General features: G+C 36.3%; 16 protein-coding genes. 8 read left to right on the top strand and 8 right to left on the bottom strand.

Annotated features, from left to right (window positions below):
* The first annotated feature begins 16 nt into the window (after positions 1–16).
* From OPU68_RS07445 to OPU68_RS07435, 3 genes are all read left to right on the top strand, one after another.
* A complete protein-coding gene (locus tag OPU68_RS07445) occupies positions 17–676 on the top strand; it encodes an endonuclease/exonuclease/phosphatase family protein (RefSeq protein WP_498473400.1) in 660 nt (219 codons plus the stop codon).
* A 139-nt stretch (positions 677–815) separates the two neighbouring features.
* Positions 816–2894 (top strand): M3 family metallopeptidase, encoded by a 2079-nt coding sequence (locus OPU68_RS07440; RefSeq protein WP_498473497.1) that lies wholly within the window; start codon positions 816–818, stop codon positions 2892–2894.
* Positions 2895–3058: 164 nt separating this feature from the next.
* On the top strand, positions 3059–3739 hold the full coding sequence (locus OPU68_RS07435; RefSeq protein ID WP_498473399.1) for a LytR/AlgR family response regulator transcription factor: 681 nt from the start codon (positions 3059–3061) through the stop codon (positions 3737–3739).
* Between the two features lie 549 nt (positions 3740–4288).
* On the opposite strand, the gene OPU68_RS07430 is transcribed toward OPU68_RS07435, so the two are convergent.
* From OPU68_RS07430 to OPU68_RS07410, 5 genes are all read right to left on the bottom strand, one after another.
* The gene (locus OPU68_RS07430; protein WP_498473398.1) at positions 4289–4732 is read right to left on the bottom strand and encodes a carboxymuconolactone decarboxylase family protein; all 444 of its coding nucleotides are present in this window, start codon (positions 4730–4732) and stop codon (positions 4289–4291) included.
* Positions 4733–4799: 67 nt separating this feature from the next.
* Complete coding sequence (locus OPU68_RS07425) at positions 4800–5375, bottom strand: Crp/Fnr family transcriptional regulator (RefSeq protein ID WP_498473397.1); 576 nt, start codon at positions 5373–5375, stop codon at positions 4800–4802.
* Between the two features lie 85 nt (positions 5376–5460).
* Positions 5461–6069, bottom strand: a complete 609-nt coding sequence (locus tag OPU68_RS07420; protein WP_498473396.1) for a PH domain-containing protein — start codon at positions 6067–6069, stop codon at positions 5461–5463.
* A gap of 194 nt (positions 6070–6263) precedes the next feature.
* Positions 6264–6650 carry a hypothetical protein gene (locus OPU68_RS07415; RefSeq protein ID WP_498473395.1) on the bottom strand — a complete coding sequence of 129 codons (387 nt, stop codon included), beginning with the start codon at positions 6648–6650 and terminating at the stop codon, positions 6264–6266.
* Between the two features lie 117 nt (positions 6651–6767).
* Entirely contained in the window at positions 6768–8699 is a 1932-nt protein-coding gene (locus OPU68_RS07410; protein ID WP_498473394.1) for an ABC-F family ATP-binding cassette domain-containing protein, read from the bottom strand.
* A gap of 126 nt (positions 8700–8825) precedes the next feature.
* Between OPU68_RS07410 and OPU68_RS07405 the strand changes: the two genes are divergently transcribed.
* Together OPU68_RS07405 and OPU68_RS07400 are read left to right on the top strand one after the other, a co-directional pair.
* The gene (locus tag OPU68_RS07405) at positions 8826–9470 is read left to right on the top strand and encodes a hypothetical protein (RefSeq protein ID WP_498473393.1); all 645 of its coding nucleotides are present in this window, start codon (positions 8826–8828) and stop codon (positions 9468–9470) included.
* Positions 9471–9498: 28 nt separating this feature from the next.
* On the top strand, positions 9499–10473 hold the full coding sequence (locus OPU68_RS07400; protein ID WP_498473392.1) for a deoxyhypusine synthase family protein: 975 nt from the start codon (positions 9499–9501) through the stop codon (positions 10471–10473).
* Positions 10474–10746: 273 nt separating this feature from the next.
* Here the strand turns inward: OPU68_RS07400 and OPU68_RS07395 are convergent, their stop codons facing one another.
* From OPU68_RS07395 to OPU68_RS07385, 3 genes are all read right to left on the bottom strand, one after another.
* A complete protein-coding gene (locus tag OPU68_RS07395) occupies positions 10747–10893 on the bottom strand; it encodes a hypothetical protein (RefSeq protein WP_165596627.1) in 147 nt (48 codons plus the stop codon).
* Positions 10894–10981: 88 nt separating this feature from the next.
* Positions 10982–11287, bottom strand: a complete 306-nt coding sequence (locus OPU68_RS07390; RefSeq protein ID WP_498473390.1) for a DUF493 domain-containing protein — start codon at positions 11285–11287, stop codon at positions 10982–10984.
* A 76-nt stretch (positions 11288–11363) separates the two neighbouring features.
* The gene (locus tag OPU68_RS07385) at positions 11364–11918 is read right to left on the bottom strand and encodes a ferritin (protein WP_498473388.1); all 555 of its coding nucleotides are present in this window, start codon (positions 11916–11918) and stop codon (positions 11364–11366) included.
* A 262-nt stretch (positions 11919–12180) separates the two neighbouring features.
* Between OPU68_RS07385 and OPU68_RS07380 the strand changes: the two genes are divergently transcribed.
* From OPU68_RS07380 to OPU68_RS07370, 3 genes are read left to right on the top strand one after another with little or no spacing between them, the layout of a single operon-like run.
* Entirely contained in the window at positions 12181–15036 is a 2856-nt protein-coding gene (locus OPU68_RS07380) for a SusC/RagA family TonB-linked outer membrane protein (RefSeq protein ID WP_498473386.1), read from the top strand.
* Positions 15037–15054: 18 nt separating this feature from the next.
* Positions 15055–16593 carry a RagB/SusD family nutrient uptake outer membrane protein gene (locus tag OPU68_RS07375; RefSeq protein ID WP_498473384.1) on the top strand — a complete coding sequence of 513 codons (1539 nt, stop codon included), beginning with the start codon at positions 15055–15057 and terminating at the stop codon, positions 16591–16593.
* 18 nt (positions 16594–16611) lie between these two features.
* A complete protein-coding gene (locus tag OPU68_RS07370; RefSeq protein ID WP_498473383.1) occupies positions 16612–17679 on the top strand; it encodes a LamG-like jellyroll fold domain-containing protein in 1068 nt (355 codons plus the stop codon).
* Positions 17680–17685 lie beyond the last annotated feature (6 nt).

The following is a 17685-nucleotide window of genomic DNA, read 5'->3' as shown; positions in this document are numbered from 1 at the left end:
CTCAGTATTATTTATAATGAAAATAGCAACCTGGAATATTGACAGATTTAAATCTTTAAGTAAATCAAGCGGTATTATTCAGAATCTGAAAGAAATTGATGCTGATATTTTAATCCTAACCGAATATAATAAACTTCTACATCTGTCTTATTATCAATACAAAGTCGAAACAAATAAGATTTTGGATAATCAATACAATTATAAAGATACTGAAAGACGAGTTGCCATCTTTTCTAAATTTCCAATCATACAAATCTTTAAAACTTACGACAATAAAACCTCTTGTTGTGCAGAATTCGAAACCGATTTTGGTAATCTGATTGTCTACGGAACCATCGTTGGCATCGTTGGAAATTCGGACAAAAATTTTAAATCAGATCTCATTAAGCAAACCGAAGATATTGAATCTCTTTCAAAACTGGGAAGTATCTGTTACGCAGGAGATTTGAATATTTCTTTTTCGGATAATTACTATTTTACACAATTTGGCCGGGAAAAATTTTTGGAAAGTTTTAGGAATAACAGATTGACAAACCTTACTGGAAACCTGAAAGAAAATATCGATCATATTATCATCAGCGAAGATTTTATCAAAAATTTAAATCACGAAATTTCAGAATGGAATCCAAGTAAAAATTTGTCCGATCATAAAGGAGTTTTATTAGAATTAAAATAAATTTTCTGACAAATAAATAATAATACATATTGATGAAATTACTTTTCCTTACTTTTATTCCCCAATTAATTTTTATTCTATGAAGAAAATAAAAACATCATTGCTTGTTGCATTTATTACTTTCAATACAGGAAATATAATGATAAACGCCCAGCAGAAAAAGACGATTGCGACCACAGAAAAAGCTATGAACAACAATCCATTTCTTAAAAAAAGTACCTTACAATATCAGGCTCCGGAGTTTGACAAGATCAAAGACGAGCACTTCAAACCTGCATTCGAGTTTGGTTTAAAAGAACAATTGGCAAATATTGATAAAATCGTCAATGACAAAGCAGCTCCAACATTTGAGAATACAGTGTTGGCTTTGGAAAATAGCGGACCGACTTTGGGAAGAGCAACCATCATTTTTTATAATTTAACAAGCTCCAATACCAATGATGGACTTCAGAAATTAGAAGAGGAATTCGCTCCCATCTTTGCATCGCACGCAGACAAAATTTCATTGAACGAAAAATTATACAAAAGATTAAAAGCCGTTAAAACTGATAAATTAGACGCAGAAAGCAAAAGGCTTACCGAATTTTATCTAACTAATTTCGAATTGGCCGGTGCAAATCTTTCGGCAGAAAACAAAGAAAAGCTAAAAGAAATCAACCAACAATTGGCGACTTTGGCAACACAGTTCAGCAACAAATTACTGGAAGCCAGAAAAAACGGCGCAGTTTTGATTTCTGATGCTAAAGAATTAGACGGACTTTCTGCCGATGATATTGCTGCCGCTTCTGCCGACGCAGAGAAAGCCGGACAAAAAGGAAAATATCTTCTGGTATTACAAAATACAACGCAGCAACCGCTTCTTCAAAATCTTAAAAATAGAGCTACAAGAGAAAAACTCTACAAAGCGTCCTGGACAAGAGCGGAAAAAGGCGATGCCAACGACACCAGAGAAACTGTTGAAAAATTAGCAAAACTGAGATTGCAGAAAGCGCAACTTTTCGGGAAGAAAAACTTTGCTGAATGGAGCTTACAGGATCAAATGGCAAAAACGCCGGAAGCGGCAATGGGACTTTTGGCACAATTGGCAAAACCAGCCGTAGAAACTGCAAATCGTGAAGCTGCCGAAATTCAGGAAGTGATAGATGCGCAGAAAGGTGGTTTCAAAGTGGAACCCTGGGATTGGAATTTCTATTCCGAGCAGGTGCGAAAAGCAAAATATGACCTGGATGATAACGAAATAAAACCTTACTTCGAAGTGACAACGGCTTTGGAAAAAGGTGTGTTCTATGCTGCTGAGAAATTCTACGGCATCACTTTCAAAGTGAGAAAAGATCTTCCTGTTTATCATCCGGATGTTGTAGCGTATGAAGTGTTCGACAGAGACGGAAAATCTTTGGCGCTTTACTATCTGGATTTCTACACAAGAAGCAACAAAAGCGGAGGCGCGTGGATGAATAATTTTGTTCAGCAATCGCATTCATTAGGTCAGAAACCAGTGATTGTGAATGTTTATAATTTCCAGAAACCAGCACCGGGAAAACCATCTTTGATTTCTTATGACGATGTGGAAACCTTATTCCACGAGTTTGGTCACACTTTGCACGGCTTGTTTGCAGATCAAAAATATGCGTCGATTTCCGGAGCCAATACACCGAGAGATTTTGTAGAATTTCCGTCCCAGATCAATGAGCATTTTGCTTTGGAACCTGAGATTTTGAAAAATTACGCTTTGCATTACGAGACCAAACAACCAATGCCACAGGCATTAATTGATAAAATCAAAAAAGCGGCGAACTTCAACCAAGGTTATGCAACGACGGAATTGGTTGCGGCTGCAACTTTGGATATGAACTGGCATACAGTAACTTCTGACAGCCAACTGATTCCTGTTTTGGATTTCGAAAAACAAGCTTTGAGTAAGTATGGATTATTAGTACCGCAAGTTCCGCCAAGATACCACACACCATATTTTGCGCACATTTGGGGTGGCGGATATTCGGCGGGTTATTATGCTTATCTGTGGTCAGAAACTTTGGATTCTGATGCCTGGGAATGGATCAAAGCCAACGGTGGATTGACGAGAGAAAACGGCGACCGTTTCAGAAAATATATTCTTTCTGTTGGTAACAGTGTAGATCTTAATAAAGCTTTCGAAGATTTTACAGGTCACAAGACCGATATCAAACCATTGCTTAGAAGCAGAGGTTTTATTAAATAGAAACTTTCAAATTTCGAAAAAACGTTTCCTTTTCCGGAGACGTTTTTTTGTTTTAAGAAAGATCTTGTTAACTTCGTTTTTCATATTTACTTTATTCATTATTAAGTATAAAAAGAAATAAAAGCGTATTTTGTTGAACTTAATTTAAATTTTACACCAGAAATATGATAAAAGCAATTGCCATAGACGATGAAATTCTGGCTCTGAAGATCATTGAAGCTTTTGCGGATAAGATAGACGATATCAGTCTGGAAAAAACATTCCACGTGCAGAGTGACGCGGAAAAATATCTGCGTAAATTTCCTGTAGATCTTATCTTTATGGATATTCAAATGCCAAACAGAAGCGGTCTGGATTTTTATAAAACATTGTCAAAAGACATAAAGGTAATCTTCACCACAGCTTTTTCCGAGTATGCCGTGGATGCGTTTGATGTGAATGCGGTAGATTATCTTATGAAACCCTTTTCGTTTGACCGTTTCCAGAAAGCGATAGACAAGATGAGACAGATGTCCAGCACAGAATTGCAGGCGCAGCACTTGCTGATCCGCGCAGATTACAAGCTGCACAAGATAGATTATGAAGATATTATCCTGATAGAAGGTCTGGACGATTATATCCAGATTCATCTGAAAAATGCGCCCAAGATTACCGCAAGATCATCAATGAAAAACATTATGGCAAAGCTTCCGGAGAAGGACTTTATCCGCGTTCACAGATCATACATTCTTCCCATAAAAGCCATCAGAGGGATTGTAAACAAGAATATCCATCTGGAAGATTTCATCATTCCCGTGGGCGAAACTTACAAAGACGATCTCAAGAAAATCATCGGATATTATTAAGATATCTTTAAGATTTCGCCGAAATATCGACACATTTCTGCCGTTTTCCTCAAAAATTTCCTTTGCAGTCCGTGCCGACCTACTTTTGTCCTGTAAAACTTAATTGTTTAGAAGATTAACAAAATAAATCTTATACTTAAACATCTGAAGTTCAAAACTTCTCGTAGATGTAATTAGCAATAGGATTTTCATAAGTTTATTTTTTTTCCGGAGTTCTAAGAATGTTGTTGGTAAGGTGGTTGACAGAACTCCGGAATTTTTTTTTACATTTTAAATCAACAAAAAACACAAGTGGCGTTATATAAATTTTCATTTTTCGATTTTATTTTTCCTTAATTCCCGCTCATTTTTTGAACGGGATTTTTAGTTTTTTAAGGCTAATTATAACAAAAAAATGCCCTTCTACAAGTCCGATGAACAGAAGGTTTGCAGAGGTACTCAAAAAGGTCAAGTTGTTTTCATGAAAACAACTTGACCTTTTTATTAAAACAACTTGATGTTTTTAGCAAAACATGCAGAGGTTATTTTAGAAGTGCGCTTTGAAATCTATTATTCTCCTATTTGCAGTTGCGTACTTACGGCGATTCTGTTCCATGCGTTGATGGTCACGATCGCCATAATAATCTCTGCAATTTGCTTTTCAGAAAAGACTTTTAAAGCTTTTTGATAAGTCTCATCACTCAAGCCGTGTTGGGAGATCTGCGTGATTTCTTCAGTCATTTTCAGAGCGACTCTTTCCTCTTCGGAAAAGAATTTTCCTGCCTCTTGCCAGGCGCTTAAGATGAAAAGTCGCTCCGCAGATTCGCCGTATTTCAGCGCATCTTTGTTGTGCATATCCAGGCAGTAAGCACAGTTATTGATTTGTGAAGCGCGGATTTTAATGAGTTCTTTTAAAGATTTAGAGATTTCTGCCTGAGCCAGATAACCTTCCAATGCAAACATGGCTTTGTAAGCATGCGGTTCTACGGTGTTGATGTTGATTCGTTTGTCCATTTTTTTAATTATTTAAATTTGATGGGACAAAGTTGCGGAATCAAAACGCCGGAAAACTTAAACTGGTTTAAGAAACAATTTTTTTCCGCAATTCACTCAGATATTCCGGCGTGAAACCGAGGAAAGATGCGATGAGATATTGCGGAACACGCTGTACAAACTCAGGATATTTCTGACGAAGATTGAGATAAAACTCTTCTTTCGAAAAGGAAAAAATATATTTGACCCTGTTTTGCAATGCGGCCACCGCCCTTTGATAAACAATTCTGAAATATTTTTCCATCACAGGAAACGCTTCCAATAATCTTTCCTGAGCTTCATTTGAAATGACCAGAACTTCCGATTTTTCAACCGTCTGGATATAAAACTCAGAAGGTGTCTTGTGCTCGTAAGAAATATTATCCGTCATCCACCAGGTTTCTATGGCGAATTCGGTGGTTTGCTCAGTCCCTTTTTCGTTGATGTAAAACTTTCTGATAAGACCTTTGAGAACAAAATAATTATTGCGGCAAACCTGTCCTTCCTCCAGCAGAATTTCTTTTTTAGAAAACATCTTCACCTCGAAGAAAGACAGAATCTTTTCGAAATCTTTATCATTTACTTTGATGAATTTTTCTAAATGGTTTCGAAAGATTTGATACATTGGTTTGTAATTGATGCGTGTAAATTTAAAACAAAAAAGCAAAATGCGATTCACATTTTGCCCTATGATTTTATAGATTGATGTTCTACATTCTTTCCAGTATTTCTTTTTTCTTGGTTTCGTAATCCTCGGCTGATATCAATCCATTATCCAAAAACGCCTTCAGTTTCATGAGAGTCTGCATTGGGTCTTCTACAGGAATTATTGGTTTTGGCTCCTGAGTTTCATCCGATTTTGTGTTGACTGTAATTCCTCCTGCAACGGCTCTTTTGTCTTCCAATTCTTTTTTGCGTCGGTATTCTATCATTTCCTCCTCTTTGGCTTGGGCGTATTGGTAGAGTTTTCTCGCCTGAGATTTCGGGATGTAATCGATCGTTTCAACAAATCCGCTGACTGCCGTCATCTTGAAAGTAGAACCAAGAATCGCTTCGCTAATGTGACTTTCGGCAACATCTTTCCAAAGATAATCCTGAAAATCCGTAATCAAGCCAAATGATTTGGATCGGAAAAATATAATTCTCTTGTTGGTAAGTACGATAGAATCTGGAGAAATGTTGATTGCCGGTTTATTTTGAACGGCGATATATTCTAAAGTTTCGCCATTGGTTAAAAGGTCATTTACTTTTTCCGTTATCTTTTCGACTGCTTTTGGGTCTTGGTCTTCGTTTAGAAATTTCTTTATGTCGTTTATCATTGTTTGAATATTTAAGTTTTGTTTAATGTGAAATTACAAAAACTAATTATTCCAATTAACTTTTAAATCTCGAAATTCTATATCAGCGTTTGATTTTTTGAATGTATTACTTTTAAGAGAAGAATTAACCCGGAATCTTAAGATTTTAATTAACAATGGATTATTACTAATGTCTTTAAAGCAAAAGTGAAGTTTCATAGGAACATTGGTAGATAATTCTGGGAAAGGACGACTTGATTTATAAGGATCACCTTTGTATAATTCTCCTTCCAAATCAATGATGGAAATGTCTTGTACATAAGATTTTTATCAACATCTTTCGCCTCTACAAGATAAGTTATTGTGATTGTTTTGTCTGCTTTATTACCAGTTACTTTAGTGATTCTGAAATTATTGTTGTCTTTTTCATACTCTAAAATTGGTGTATTGATCTCAAGAATTTTTTTGAGATAGTCATTTTCCGTTTTAACAGATTGAATTTCAGATTTCAAGTTTGCATTCTCGGATTTTATATTTTCGCAAGTTTGTGCGTAAACTAGTCCGCTAAAAAGTAAAGCAGAGAGTAAGAGCTTTTTCTTCATTACTGTGTTTTTTAATTTTATAATGAAGTGAATTTACAAAAACGATTTGAATATTGGAAGCAAAAAACTGCATCAGAATATCCAATGCAGTTTATATTTTATTTTAAAGTTTAAATCTTAGCTTTCCAGCTGAGTTCCCAGGAATTCCCATTCCTGCAAAGTCAGATCCAATTCTTCTTTAACTTTATTATAAGTTTCCAAAGTCTCTTCAGAAGGATTTTCTTTGGTGAAAGAACTTTCAAATTCCTCGATTTTCAATTCAAGTTCAGAGATTTTTTCTTCTACTTTTTTGATCTTGTTCTGAATATTTTTTTGTTCTTTACTTACGATGATATTTGATTCCTGAGTCTTTACAACTGGTTCCTGAACCTTAACTTTCGGTTCCGGAACTTCATCCTGATGAAGTTTTGCTTTCTCTGCAGAGATTTCGCGGATGCTTTCTTTCTGTCTGTACTCCAGATATTCGTTGATGTCACCAAGGAATTCCTTCATACTTCCGTCACGGAATTCGAAGATCTTGTCAGACAAACCTTGCAGGAATTCACGGTCGTGAGAGATAACAATTAATGTACCTTCAAACTTCTGAAGTGCCAGCTTGATAATCTCCTTCGACTGAATATCCAGGTGATTCGTTGGCTCATCCATAATCAATGTGTTAAACGGACGAAGCAACAGTTTACAAAGTGCCAGACGGTTTCTCTCACCTCCGGAAAGGACTTTTGTTTTCTTGGTCACATCTTCGCCCTGGAAAAGGAAAGATCCCAAAAGATCACGCACTCTCGGTCTTGTTTCCTCGGTTGCAGAATCTTCCGCTTCCTGTAGAACCGTTTTATCCGGCGTCAAAACTTCTTCCTGATTCTGAGCGAAATAGCCAATATTTACATTGTGACCCAGAGTCCAGTTACCGGAATAATCTGTGATGTCGCCGGCAAGAATCTTAGCCAAAGTCGTTTTTCCTTGTCCGTTTTGTCCAAGCAAAGCGATTCTCGCGCCTCTTTCCACTATGAAATCTACGCCGTCGAAAATTTGTTTTTTGCCGTAAGCTTTTCCAAGATTTTCTGCTTCGAAGATCACTTTTCCGGGCTGTACACTCGGTTGGAAACGGATATTGAACTTGGAAACATCTTCATTCTCAACTTCAATGCGCTCCAGTTTGTCAAGTTTTTTGATCAATGACTGTGCGAAAGATGCTTTGGAAGCACTCGCACGGAATTTATTGATCAGTTCCTCTGTATGTTTTACTTCCGCATCCTGATTCTTTTTGGCTTGGATGAGTTTTTCTTTTCTGTCTTTTCTTAGCTCCAGATATTTGGAATAGTTGGCTTTATAATCATCAACTTTTCTGTTATTCACATCGAATGTCCTGTTACAAGTGGAGGTCATAAACTGTTTGTCGTGACTTACCAAAAGCATAGCTCCAGGATAATCTTTCAGGAATTCCTCCAGCCAGATGATAGATTCCATATCCAAGTGGTTGGTCGGCTCATCCAGAAGCATCAAATCATTTTTCTGAAGAAGCAGTTTGGCCAGCTCGATTCTCATTCGCCAGCCTCCGGAAAATTCGTCTGTAATTTTTTGAAAATCATCTGCTTTGAAACCCAATCCGAATAAGATTTTCTCCACATCGCCTTCCAGATTGTATGCATCGTGATTCATCAGGAGATCATTCAGGTCTGTCATTCTGTTAATCAGATCTGTGTAAGCATCGCTTTCGTAATCCGTTCTTGTCGCCAGCTGGTGATTGACTTCTTCTAATTCATCTTTCAGCTTGTTGATCATTTCGAAAGCCTGCATCGTCTCTTCCCAAACGGTTCTTCCTTTTACGAAATCAAGATCCTGTTTCAGGAAACCAATGGTAATGTTGCCCTCAGGAACTACGTTGCCTTCGAAGAAATTGATCTCTCCGGAAAGTATTTTTAGAAGCGTGGATTTCCCGGCACCGTTTTTCCCAACAAGCCCGATTTTGTCGTCTTTTTTGATGGTAAAATTGGTGTCTTTGAAAAGATAATTTCCTGCGTGATGTAAGCCTAATCCCTGAACCGAAAGCATTGTATTCTATATTTTATTTGAATTTGCAAAAGTAATGAATTATGTTGGAAGTTGAATGTTATAAAATATTCACAAAATTTAATTTTGCTAACTGCCACAAATTATTATTTTTGCGAAAAAAATTATATGATCAAAAAATTACTTTTTACAGCATTGTTTTCTGCTTCAATATTTTCTTTTGCGCAGGAAAAATTTTCAATTATTCCTTCTGTAGGTTTTGGATGGAGAACAGCTGAAAATCCTGAAGGTCTTACCAGTGCTGAAGAAGATTACATCAAAGGTCTGAAAAGCGGTGTGAATTTCGACATCTCAGCTTATTACCACTTGAGAGGAACTGTTGCGCTGGGACTTAAGTTTTCAAACTACAGCGCCTCCAGTACAGGTACATTGTCTGGCGCAGATCAAAATGGAAATCTGGTCTATTTCACGACAGATACAAAGGATAATATCACTTATTTTGGACCTTCTGTCATGATTTCCAATTTCAATGAGAACACAAGACATAAGGGATTTGTAGATATTTCTCTTGGTGTGATCAGTTATACAACTAAATCTGGAAATGTGAAAGGGACAGGTTCAAACTTTGGTGCAGAGATGAATCTTGCGTACCAGTATGAAGTGAGCAAATTTTTCTATATAGGTCCAAAACTTGGATTGACAGGCGGTACACTCAACAAGATGAAGTACAACGGACAAACTTTTGATTTTGGAGATAATAAGGAAGGACTTAGCAGAGTTTCCCTGAGTGCTGCTGCTACATTCCGCTTTTAGTTTTATCTTTGCAAAAATCTTAAACAAAATGAGCAAACCGATTACTGAGTTCATAGAAAAATATTATCTGCACTTCAATGCTGCGGCGTTGGTGGATGCTTCCAAAGCTTATGTTGCCCACCTAAAAGATGGCGGGAAAATGATGATTACACTTGCCGGCGCAATGTCAACTGCTGAATTAGGGAAAATTCTGGCTGAGATGATTCGTCAGGGAAAAGTGGATTTCATTTCTTGTACAGGTGCAAATCTTGAGGAAGATCTGATGAATCTTGTGGCACACACGCATTACGAAAGAGTTCCCAATTACAGAGATCTGACGCCTCAGGAAGAGTGGGGACTTTTGGAAAGAGGCTTGAATAGAGTAACTGACACTTGTATCCCGGAAGAAGAAGCGTTCCGAAGATTACAGAAACACATCTACGAAATCTGGAAAGATGCAGACGAAAAAGGAGAAAGATATTTCCCACACGAATATATGTACAAAATGATTTTGTCGGGCGTTCTTGAGCAGTATTATGAGATCCCGAGAGAAAATTCCTGGATGATCGCAGCGGCTGAGAAAAACCTGCCAATCGTGGTTCCGGGTTGGGAAGATTCTACAATGGGAAATATTTTCACGTCTTATTGCATCAAAGGCGATTTGAAATTCTCTACAATGAAATCCGGTATCGAATATATGGCTTATCTGGCTGATTGGTATCCGAAAAATTCTGGTGGAAAAGGTGTTGGATTCTTCCAGGTTGGAGGTGGAATTGCAGGCGATTTCCCAATTTGTGTGGTTCCGATGCTGTATCAGGATATGGAAATGCACGATATTCCGTTCTGGAGTTATTTCTGTCAGATCTCAGATTCTACGACTTCTTACGGATCATATTCGGGAGCTGTTCCAAATGAGAAAATTACTTGGGGGAAATTGGATATCACGACTCCGAAATTCATCGTGGAAAGTGATGCGACGATTTGTGCACCATTAATGTTCAGCTATATTCTTGAAAATTCATAATAAACATTTTGATAATTATCATAACCACCTTAACAGATGATAGATCAAGAGTGTAAAATTTTCACTTTGGTTTGTAGTATCTTTCTTCGTCCTATGTTCGTTCACTGTTCGATCAAAGCTGGTTCTAGATAATTGAGTTAATATTGTAAAATTAATTTAAGTTATTCATCAAAACTAAATTTTAAATTAAATTATAGATTAAGATTGATTTCAGATATAATAAAAGCGTTCAAAGTAATTTGAACGCTTTTATTATATCTGAAATTTGACAATTTAGTCTAATGAATTTAGCAAAACCTTGTATCGATAACCGAAAATCAGTTTTTGAAATTTGTTAAGTGAAGTAAAATCCCGCTTGCTGTATTTTGGTAGAATTGCTTTGTTGATGTTGTTTAGAACTCTGAAAAATGCTTTTTTCATAACTTAAAATTTTAAAATACTAATGACTAAAATACAAGTTTTAAGCCACTCCAAAAAATATTTATCAAGCATCAATTATCATTTGTTTCTAAAGCATCATCACATTTTCGATTTTCGCAACTTTTTGATAGATGTCAATCACCTGATCGGCGTCCATCACGAAACATTGCAAAGAAACGGAAGTGTATTTACCTTTGGAGCTTTCTCTGTTTGATAAAGTATATTTGAGACCATCAAAAACTCGGATAATTTCCGTGATTTTTTCTGAATCTCCGGGAACAATGAACTTAAACAAATACTCTTCCGGAAAATTGTGTTGACTTTCTAATTTCTCTTTAAGTGATTTGTAAAAATCTTCCTGATTATTGTGATTGCTTTCTATAATATCTGCCATTTTATTTTTGAATATTAAATTAATAAAAAATCTCCGTAAAAAACGGAGATCAAAGTTAGTGATATTTAATTTGTTGTTAAGAAGGATTTTCAGCCGTTGCTTCTTGCGGTAGGGAAACGTCGTCTGGCGCAGATTCCAAAGCTTTGTCCAAAGTGAAAAGAGATTCGTCCGAAGCACTGTCCCCACCTGCGATTTTCAATTTGTCAATCAACTCAAGCGCTAATTTTTCTTCCTCAATTTGTTCTTTTACAAACCATTGCATAAAATTCCAGGTTGCCCAGTCTTTTTCTTCAAAAGATAAATTGACAATCTCATAAATAGCGGTCGTGTTTTCAACTTCGTGTTCAAACACTTTATTGAAAGCCTCTGTTAAATTTTGCGGATTTTCCGGTGGTGCAGGAATGGCTTCCACTCTTGCTTCGCCACCTCGGTCGAGAATATAGCGCATAACTTTAATCATATGATTTCGTTCTTCCTGCGAGTGTCTGTAAAGGAAATTGGCGATTCCACCGTAGCCTTTTACATCAGCCCAACATCCGTAAGAAAGAAATATTTGTGAAGCGTGCGCTTCTTTTGTCATTTGTTTTATCAGTGCCTCTTGCATTTGGGGCGATAATCTGTTTGTGTTCATATTTTTTATATTAATGATTTAATCTTATGCTAAACTTAAGAACTAATCACTCAGAGTGAGTAATTAAAAGTTACATTATGTTAAATAGACAAATATTGAGCCAAAAAATGGGGAATAATTCAAAGGCTATTTGTCGGAAAATTCGTCAATTTTTAAAATTAAATAATTGATTGTTAGGTAATTAAATCTTTGTTAATAAAAATTAACGTGGTGTTAAAAAATTATATATATTCGGACTAAGAAAATAATACATAAGAACATTATGAGAAAAAATTATGTGAAATTACCATTGTTGATTGCCGCAATGTACTTTGGTGGCAATTTACATGCCCAATCCACACAGGATACTACTGCTAAAGAAAACAAGATAGAAGAGGTGGTGGTGATTGGATATGGATCTGCAAAAAAGGTGGATCTGACGAGTGCTATTACTACTGTAAAAGCTGCGGATATTGTGAAGACACCTTCCGGTCAGGCAACTCAGTCATTACAGGGAAAAGTTGCTGGGGTTCAGATTGTTGTAAATGGTTCTCCAGGTGAGGCTCCAAAGATGAATATTAGAGGTATTCACTCTTTACAAGGTGATAATCAACCACTATACGTTGTGGATGGTTTATTTGTTAACAATATTGAATTCTTGAACCCTAACGATATTCAGGATTTTACAATCCTTAAAGATGCTTCAGCATCAGCTATTTATGGTGTTTTAGCTGCCAATGGAGTTGTAGTTATTACAACAAAAGGAGGAAACTATAATAGAAAGCCTAAGTTCTCTTACGATACTTATTATGGTGCTCAGTATGCTAACAATGTTACAAAGATGGCAAATACAGAACAGTTTACGAATTTTGCTTTGGAGTCTGGTTCTCAGTTTGAAATTGATGCTATTGCATCTGCTATAGCAAGATATGGAAGAAGCCGAACAAATCCAAATCTTCCTAACGTAAATACTGATTGGTATAAAGAGGCATTAAGGATCGCGCCGATCCAGAGTCACAGTCTTTCAGTAGATGGTGGGTCTGATAAAGTAGCTTATTCATTAGGAGGAAACTACTTTTCTCAGGATGGTATTCTGAATATGAAGAATAGTTATCAGAGATTTAATATCAGAGCTAAAATTGACGCTAAAGCAACCAATTGGTTAAATGTTGGAGCGGTAATTAATTATACTCGTGGTGAAAAATATGATGATGAAGCATCCGCTTGGTCACAAATTTATTACGCAGTACCAGTAATGCCTGTCTTTGATCCATTATTTACAAATGCAACTGTACGTCCTTACGCTGATGCTCAGATTTTAGGCTACAGAGGACACGATAATCCATTCGCTTTGATGGATAACGTTAATAAACTTGGAACTCAGAAGTCAACTAACTTTAATGCTTACGCAGAAATCAGTTTACTTCCTAAAGAATTAGTATTCAAAACCACTCTTTCTTATAATAATCGAACAATAGATGAGCGTCTAATGGAACTACCTTATTTCGTAAATAGTGAAAAAGGTTTTCAAAGAACATTAGAAAATTCAACGATAACTCGAAATAATGCGACTTATGAAGATTATATTTTAGATAATACACTTACCTGGACGAAATCCTTTGGGGACCACGACATTACGGCATTAGCAGGAACATCTTTTGCGGATCAGTCTTATAAGTTCCTAACAATGAAGGGTAATTTCTTTGAAGGAAGTTTGTTTTCCCGAGATAATGAAAGTACTTGGTACTATAACAATACGGCTCCTACCGGGAGAGTCGTATCAGAAGGTGAGCCATATCGTTTTTATAGAACATCATATTTTGGAAGATTATCTTATAAATTTAAAGATAGATACATTGTTTATGGAACACTAAGAAATGAAGGTTCTAACAAATATCCGAATCAAAAAACAATCAATCTACCAGCAGTTGGTTTAGGTTGGGTTGTTTCAGAAGAATCATTTTTGAAAAATGTTAGCTGGATTAATCTATTAAAGTTCCGTGCTGGTTGGGGAAGGCTGGCTAATGATGGTGTAGCAGCAAGTAGACCAAGTACTGCTTTTGCGGTTAATTCTGTTTTTGCTGATACCTTTGTACCTGCATTTCAATTTACAACTTATAAAGATGATGTTAGAAGAGAATTTACTGAAGAAACCAATATTGGTTTATCAACAGAATTTTTAGATAGACGTTTGACTTTAGAAGCTGATTATTTTATAAAAGATACGGAAAGCTTGGTTATTCCAGTTCAACCTAAAATTGGTAGTGAAGTTAGCTATGCAAATGTTGGGACAATGAGAAACAAAGGCTACGAAATATCTGCTGGCTGGAGAGATAAGATTGGAGAAAATTGGGGTTATAGTATAAGTGGTAATTTTAGCCAAATCAAAAATAATATTACGGACTTATATGGTCAAGCATTTATCGCTCGTGGATCAGGAGACTTTCCTCAACGTTTAGTTGTCGATCAGCCAATTGATGTCTTTTATGGTTATGTGCTGGATGGTGTTTATCAAAATCAAGCTGAAGTCAACGCAGATCCAACAGCTGTTTATGCAAATACAAATCAGGGAGCGGGAACAGTTAAACCAGGATACTTTAAATATAAAGATTTAAATGGCGACGGTAAAATAGACGACAGTGATAGAACATATTTAGGAGCACCGGTTCCAACTTATTACTATGGAGGATCTGTTGCTGTTAATTACAAAAGCTGGGATCTTTCTGTAGCATTCTATGGTCAAGGAGGAAACGTAATTTTGAATAGAAATCGTACTGAAGTTATTAGAACAACTGGTAGAAATATCGATGCAGATTTTGCTATTAATCGTTGGCATGGAGAAGGAACAACTAATGAGTATGTTTCTTCGGAAGGTTACCGTCAAAGCTGGAATAATCAAAAGCTTTCGAGTTTCTGGCTACAGAAGGGAGATTTCTTCAGAGTTCAAAATATTCAGTTAGGCTATACTTTAAAAGCTAATGATATTCCAGAAATGAGATTTACATTGACAGCAGACAGACCATTTATGTGGAGCCGAAGTAAAAACTTAATGAATCCAGAGGTTAATAATAACGGAGTTGATTTAGATCTATACCCGACTCCATCTGTAGTGTCTGTAGGTTACAGCATAAAATTCTAACAAATAAATTTTAACAAAATGAAAAAAATAATATATATAAAAGCAATTTTGCTCGTTAGTGTTATAGGTTTATCAAGTTGCGATAGTAAATTGGATGAACCTATGGAACTGGATGCTGGCAATAGTTATGATTACAGTAGTACTGAAGGTGCTAAGGGTGCTGTGATGGGCGCTTACGCAACTTTGTCAGGTAAGAAAGCGTCTGATAATGGTGATACCGGATTTGGATGGGAGCAGATTCCACTAATTTCTGTGAGAGGAGACGATGTTAATGCTGGAGGTAAGGGTGATCAGGCACCTTTCACAGATACAGATAATTATTCTTACGATCGTAGTTACTGGATGTACAATTCTCTATGGGAAATTTGGTACCAAAGAATAGTACAGGTAACCTCTCAGATGAACGAACTGGAAAAATTCAGAGCTGGCGGTGTTAATTCTCAATTGATAGACCAGTATTTATCAGAATGTAAAACACTTAGAGCTTTCTATACTTTAGAAATTTCAAGAGTTTGGGGAAGAGTTATTGTAATGGAAGAACTGGATCAAACAAAGTTGACTCTTAGATCTAAAGACGATGTAATGTCTTGGGTGTCTTCTCAGATGGATGAAGCTGTTCCAAATCTACCAGACTTGAGACCAAATCAGCGTACAGATATCAGAGGTGGTGTTACTAAATATACAGCCTTGGCAGTAAAAGCAATGGCAAACTTGGAACTTAAAAATTACCAAGCTGTTGCAGATGCGACTGGATTAATTATTAATTCAGGTAAATTCTCACTTACAGATGATTATTATAACTTATTCAAAATTCCTGGAAAATTAGCAGATGAGAATTTGTTAGAAATTCAGTATTCTGATTTTGGTGTTGCGACTGGAAATAATATCAGACATCTGTGGGATTTTTACGGTCCTACAAGCTGGACTCCATCTGTAACTGGAGCTAACGCAGGTTGGGGATTCTATGAGCCAAGTTTGAAGTATATAAAATTCATGCTTAGTAGAAATGAGCAAAAAAGATTGGTAACGAGTGTATTGTTTACACCAGACGGTATTGCTAAAATTAAAGAGGATCCAGCATTTTCAACATTGCCATCTTGGGTGTCTAATGTTACTCCAAGTAATGATGTTATTAATAACTCTGCAAGAGCATTATTCTTTAGCGGTAAGCATTATTTACCATCTAATCAGTTGATTCCAGGTAGAAATGATTATGGATCTAATAAAAATTATACAATTACCAGATATTCTGAAGTTCTTTTGATGTATGCTGAAGCTGTTGCGAGAGGAGCCAATCCATCTGCAGGAACAGCAGTTAGTGCAGTGAATGTAGTGAGAAGAAGAGCAAATTTAGCTGAGCTAGCCTCTGTGACGGCAGATCAGGTGATGGATGAAAAATATGCAGAGTTAGGAATGGAGTGGGGAATTCGTTATTTTGATATGGTAAGATTAGGGAACACTGCAGCATTAAGCTATGATGGCAGAACCTTTACTATGGACAAACAATTCTTACCTTATCCACTAGCTCAATTAGAAAAAATCCAATCTTTAGAGTAATTAATAGACATAAATACAATGAAAAATATAATAAAATTAACTTTTGCGGCAGTTTCTTTGTTTACAATGACAACTGCATGTGAAGACGGTTATATAGATGACATTAGTCAAATAGCACAAGGAGAAGATAAATTAGCTCCTGTAATTACTATTAATAGTCCTTCTGGAAATGTCACAATTCCGTTTACTGATATTACAACAGATTTTAAATTTGACTATAAAGTTTCAGACGATATAGAAATTGCAAGCGTTGAAATCCTGGTTGATGGTACGGTTCAAAAATCTTACAGTAGTTTCTTGGATTATAGAACTTATTCTGAAATTTACACAAAAAACTTAGGATTAGGAAATCATACATTTACAGTTAATGCAAAAGATCTTACCGGAAAAACATCTACAAAAACTGTAACATTTAATATCGATAATAAATATACGGCATTATATGGTGAGAAGTTTTATGTACCATTTTTTGCAGGTAATGTATTTACGGATTTGTTAAGTGGTGCTAACCCGGCAGTTGTTGGAACTCCTTCTACAGTCTCTGGAGGAAAATCTGGTGCGGCTTTCCAAGGTGCAACAGGTTCATATTTGACTTTTCCGCTGAATGGACTTTATAGTGCTAATGGGATGAGTTTTACTTTCTGGTATAAAGTAAATGCAACGCCAGACCGAGCAGGTATTATCACTATCAACGACAATGCTAATAACTCTGATGAGAATAGAAATGGAGGCCTTAGACTATTCAGAGAAGGTAGTGCAACCTCACAGACTATTAAAATGAATGTTGGTACAGGTGGAGGTGAATCTTGGAATGATGGTGGAAATATTGCTGTAGCCGGAGGCGCGTGGGTGCATGTGGGTGTTACTGTATCTCCAACAGAATCCAAAATTTATTTTAATGGTGTTTTACAAAGAACAGCTACTTATACAGCCTTTGATTTTTCTTCTAGTTCTACAATCACGATCGGTTCTGGAGCACCTTCATTTACTTATTGGAATCACTTGTCAGATCTTAGTCAGATTGATGAATTAAGAATTTATGATAAGTCTCTTGATGAAGCAGGAGTAAAAGCAAGCATGCAATAATTTATT

Source organism: Chryseobacterium sp. TB1-D10, assembly GCF_059803555.1.
Note: the sequence above shows the minus strand (reverse complement) of the source record. Positions and strands in the feature narration are given on the sequence as shown.

What these genes read in the sequence shown, in the direction of transcription:
- OPU68_RS07445 (WP_498473400.1), top strand. Translation starts at nt 17, where the DNA reads ATGAAAATAGCAACCTGGAATATTGACAGATTTAAATCTTTAAGTAAA.
- OPU68_RS07440 (WP_498473497.1), top strand. Translation starts at nt 816, where the DNA reads ATGATAAACGCCCAGCAGAAAAAGACGATTGCGACCACAGAAAAAGCT.
- OPU68_RS07435 (WP_498473399.1), top strand. Translation starts at nt 3,059, where the DNA reads ATGATAAAAGCAATTGCCATAGACGATGAAATTCTGGCTCTGAAGATC.
- OPU68_RS07430 (WP_498473398.1), bottom strand. Translation starts at nt 4,732, where the DNA reads ATGGACAAACGAATCAACATCAACACCGTAGAACCGCATGCTTACAAA.
- OPU68_RS07425 (WP_498473397.1), bottom strand. Translation starts at nt 5,375, where the DNA reads ATGTATCAAATCTTTCGAAACCATTTAGAAAAATTCATCAAAGTAAAT.
- OPU68_RS07420 (WP_498473396.1), bottom strand. Translation starts at nt 6,069, where the DNA reads ATGATAAACGACATAAAGAAATTTCTAAACGAAGACCAAGACCCAAAA.
- OPU68_RS07415 (WP_498473395.1), bottom strand. Translation starts at nt 6,650, where the DNA reads ATGAAGAAAAAGCTCTTACTCTCTGCTTTACTTTTTAGCGGACTAGTT.
- OPU68_RS07410 (WP_498473394.1), bottom strand. Translation starts at nt 8,699, where the DNA reads ATGCTTTCGGTTCAGGGATTAGGCTTACATCACGCAGGAAATTATCTT.
- OPU68_RS07405 (WP_498473393.1), top strand. Translation starts at nt 8,826, where the DNA reads ATGATCAAAAAATTACTTTTTACAGCATTGTTTTCTGCTTCAATATTT.
- OPU68_RS07400 (WP_498473392.1), top strand. Translation starts at nt 9,499, where the DNA reads ATGAGCAAACCGATTACTGAGTTCATAGAAAAATATTATCTGCACTTC.
- OPU68_RS07395 (WP_165596627.1), bottom strand. Translation starts at nt 10,893, where the DNA reads ATGAAAAAAGCATTTTTCAGAGTTCTAAACAACATCAACAAAGCAATT.
- OPU68_RS07390 (WP_498473390.1), bottom strand. Translation starts at nt 11,287, where the DNA reads ATGGCAGATATTATAGAAAGCAATCACAATAATCAGGAAGATTTTTAC.
- OPU68_RS07385 (WP_498473388.1), bottom strand. Translation starts at nt 11,918, where the DNA reads ATGAACACAAACAGATTATCGCCCCAAATGCAAGAGGCACTGATAAAA.
- OPU68_RS07380 (WP_498473386.1), top strand. Translation starts at nt 12,181, where the DNA reads ATGAGAAAAAATTATGTGAAATTACCATTGTTGATTGCCGCAATGTAC.
- OPU68_RS07375 (WP_498473384.1), top strand. Translation starts at nt 15,055, where the DNA reads ATGAAAAAAATAATATATATAAAAGCAATTTTGCTCGTTAGTGTTATA.
- OPU68_RS07370 (WP_498473383.1), top strand. Translation starts at nt 16,612, where the DNA reads ATGAAAAATATAATAAAATTAACTTTTGCGGCAGTTTCTTTGTTTACA.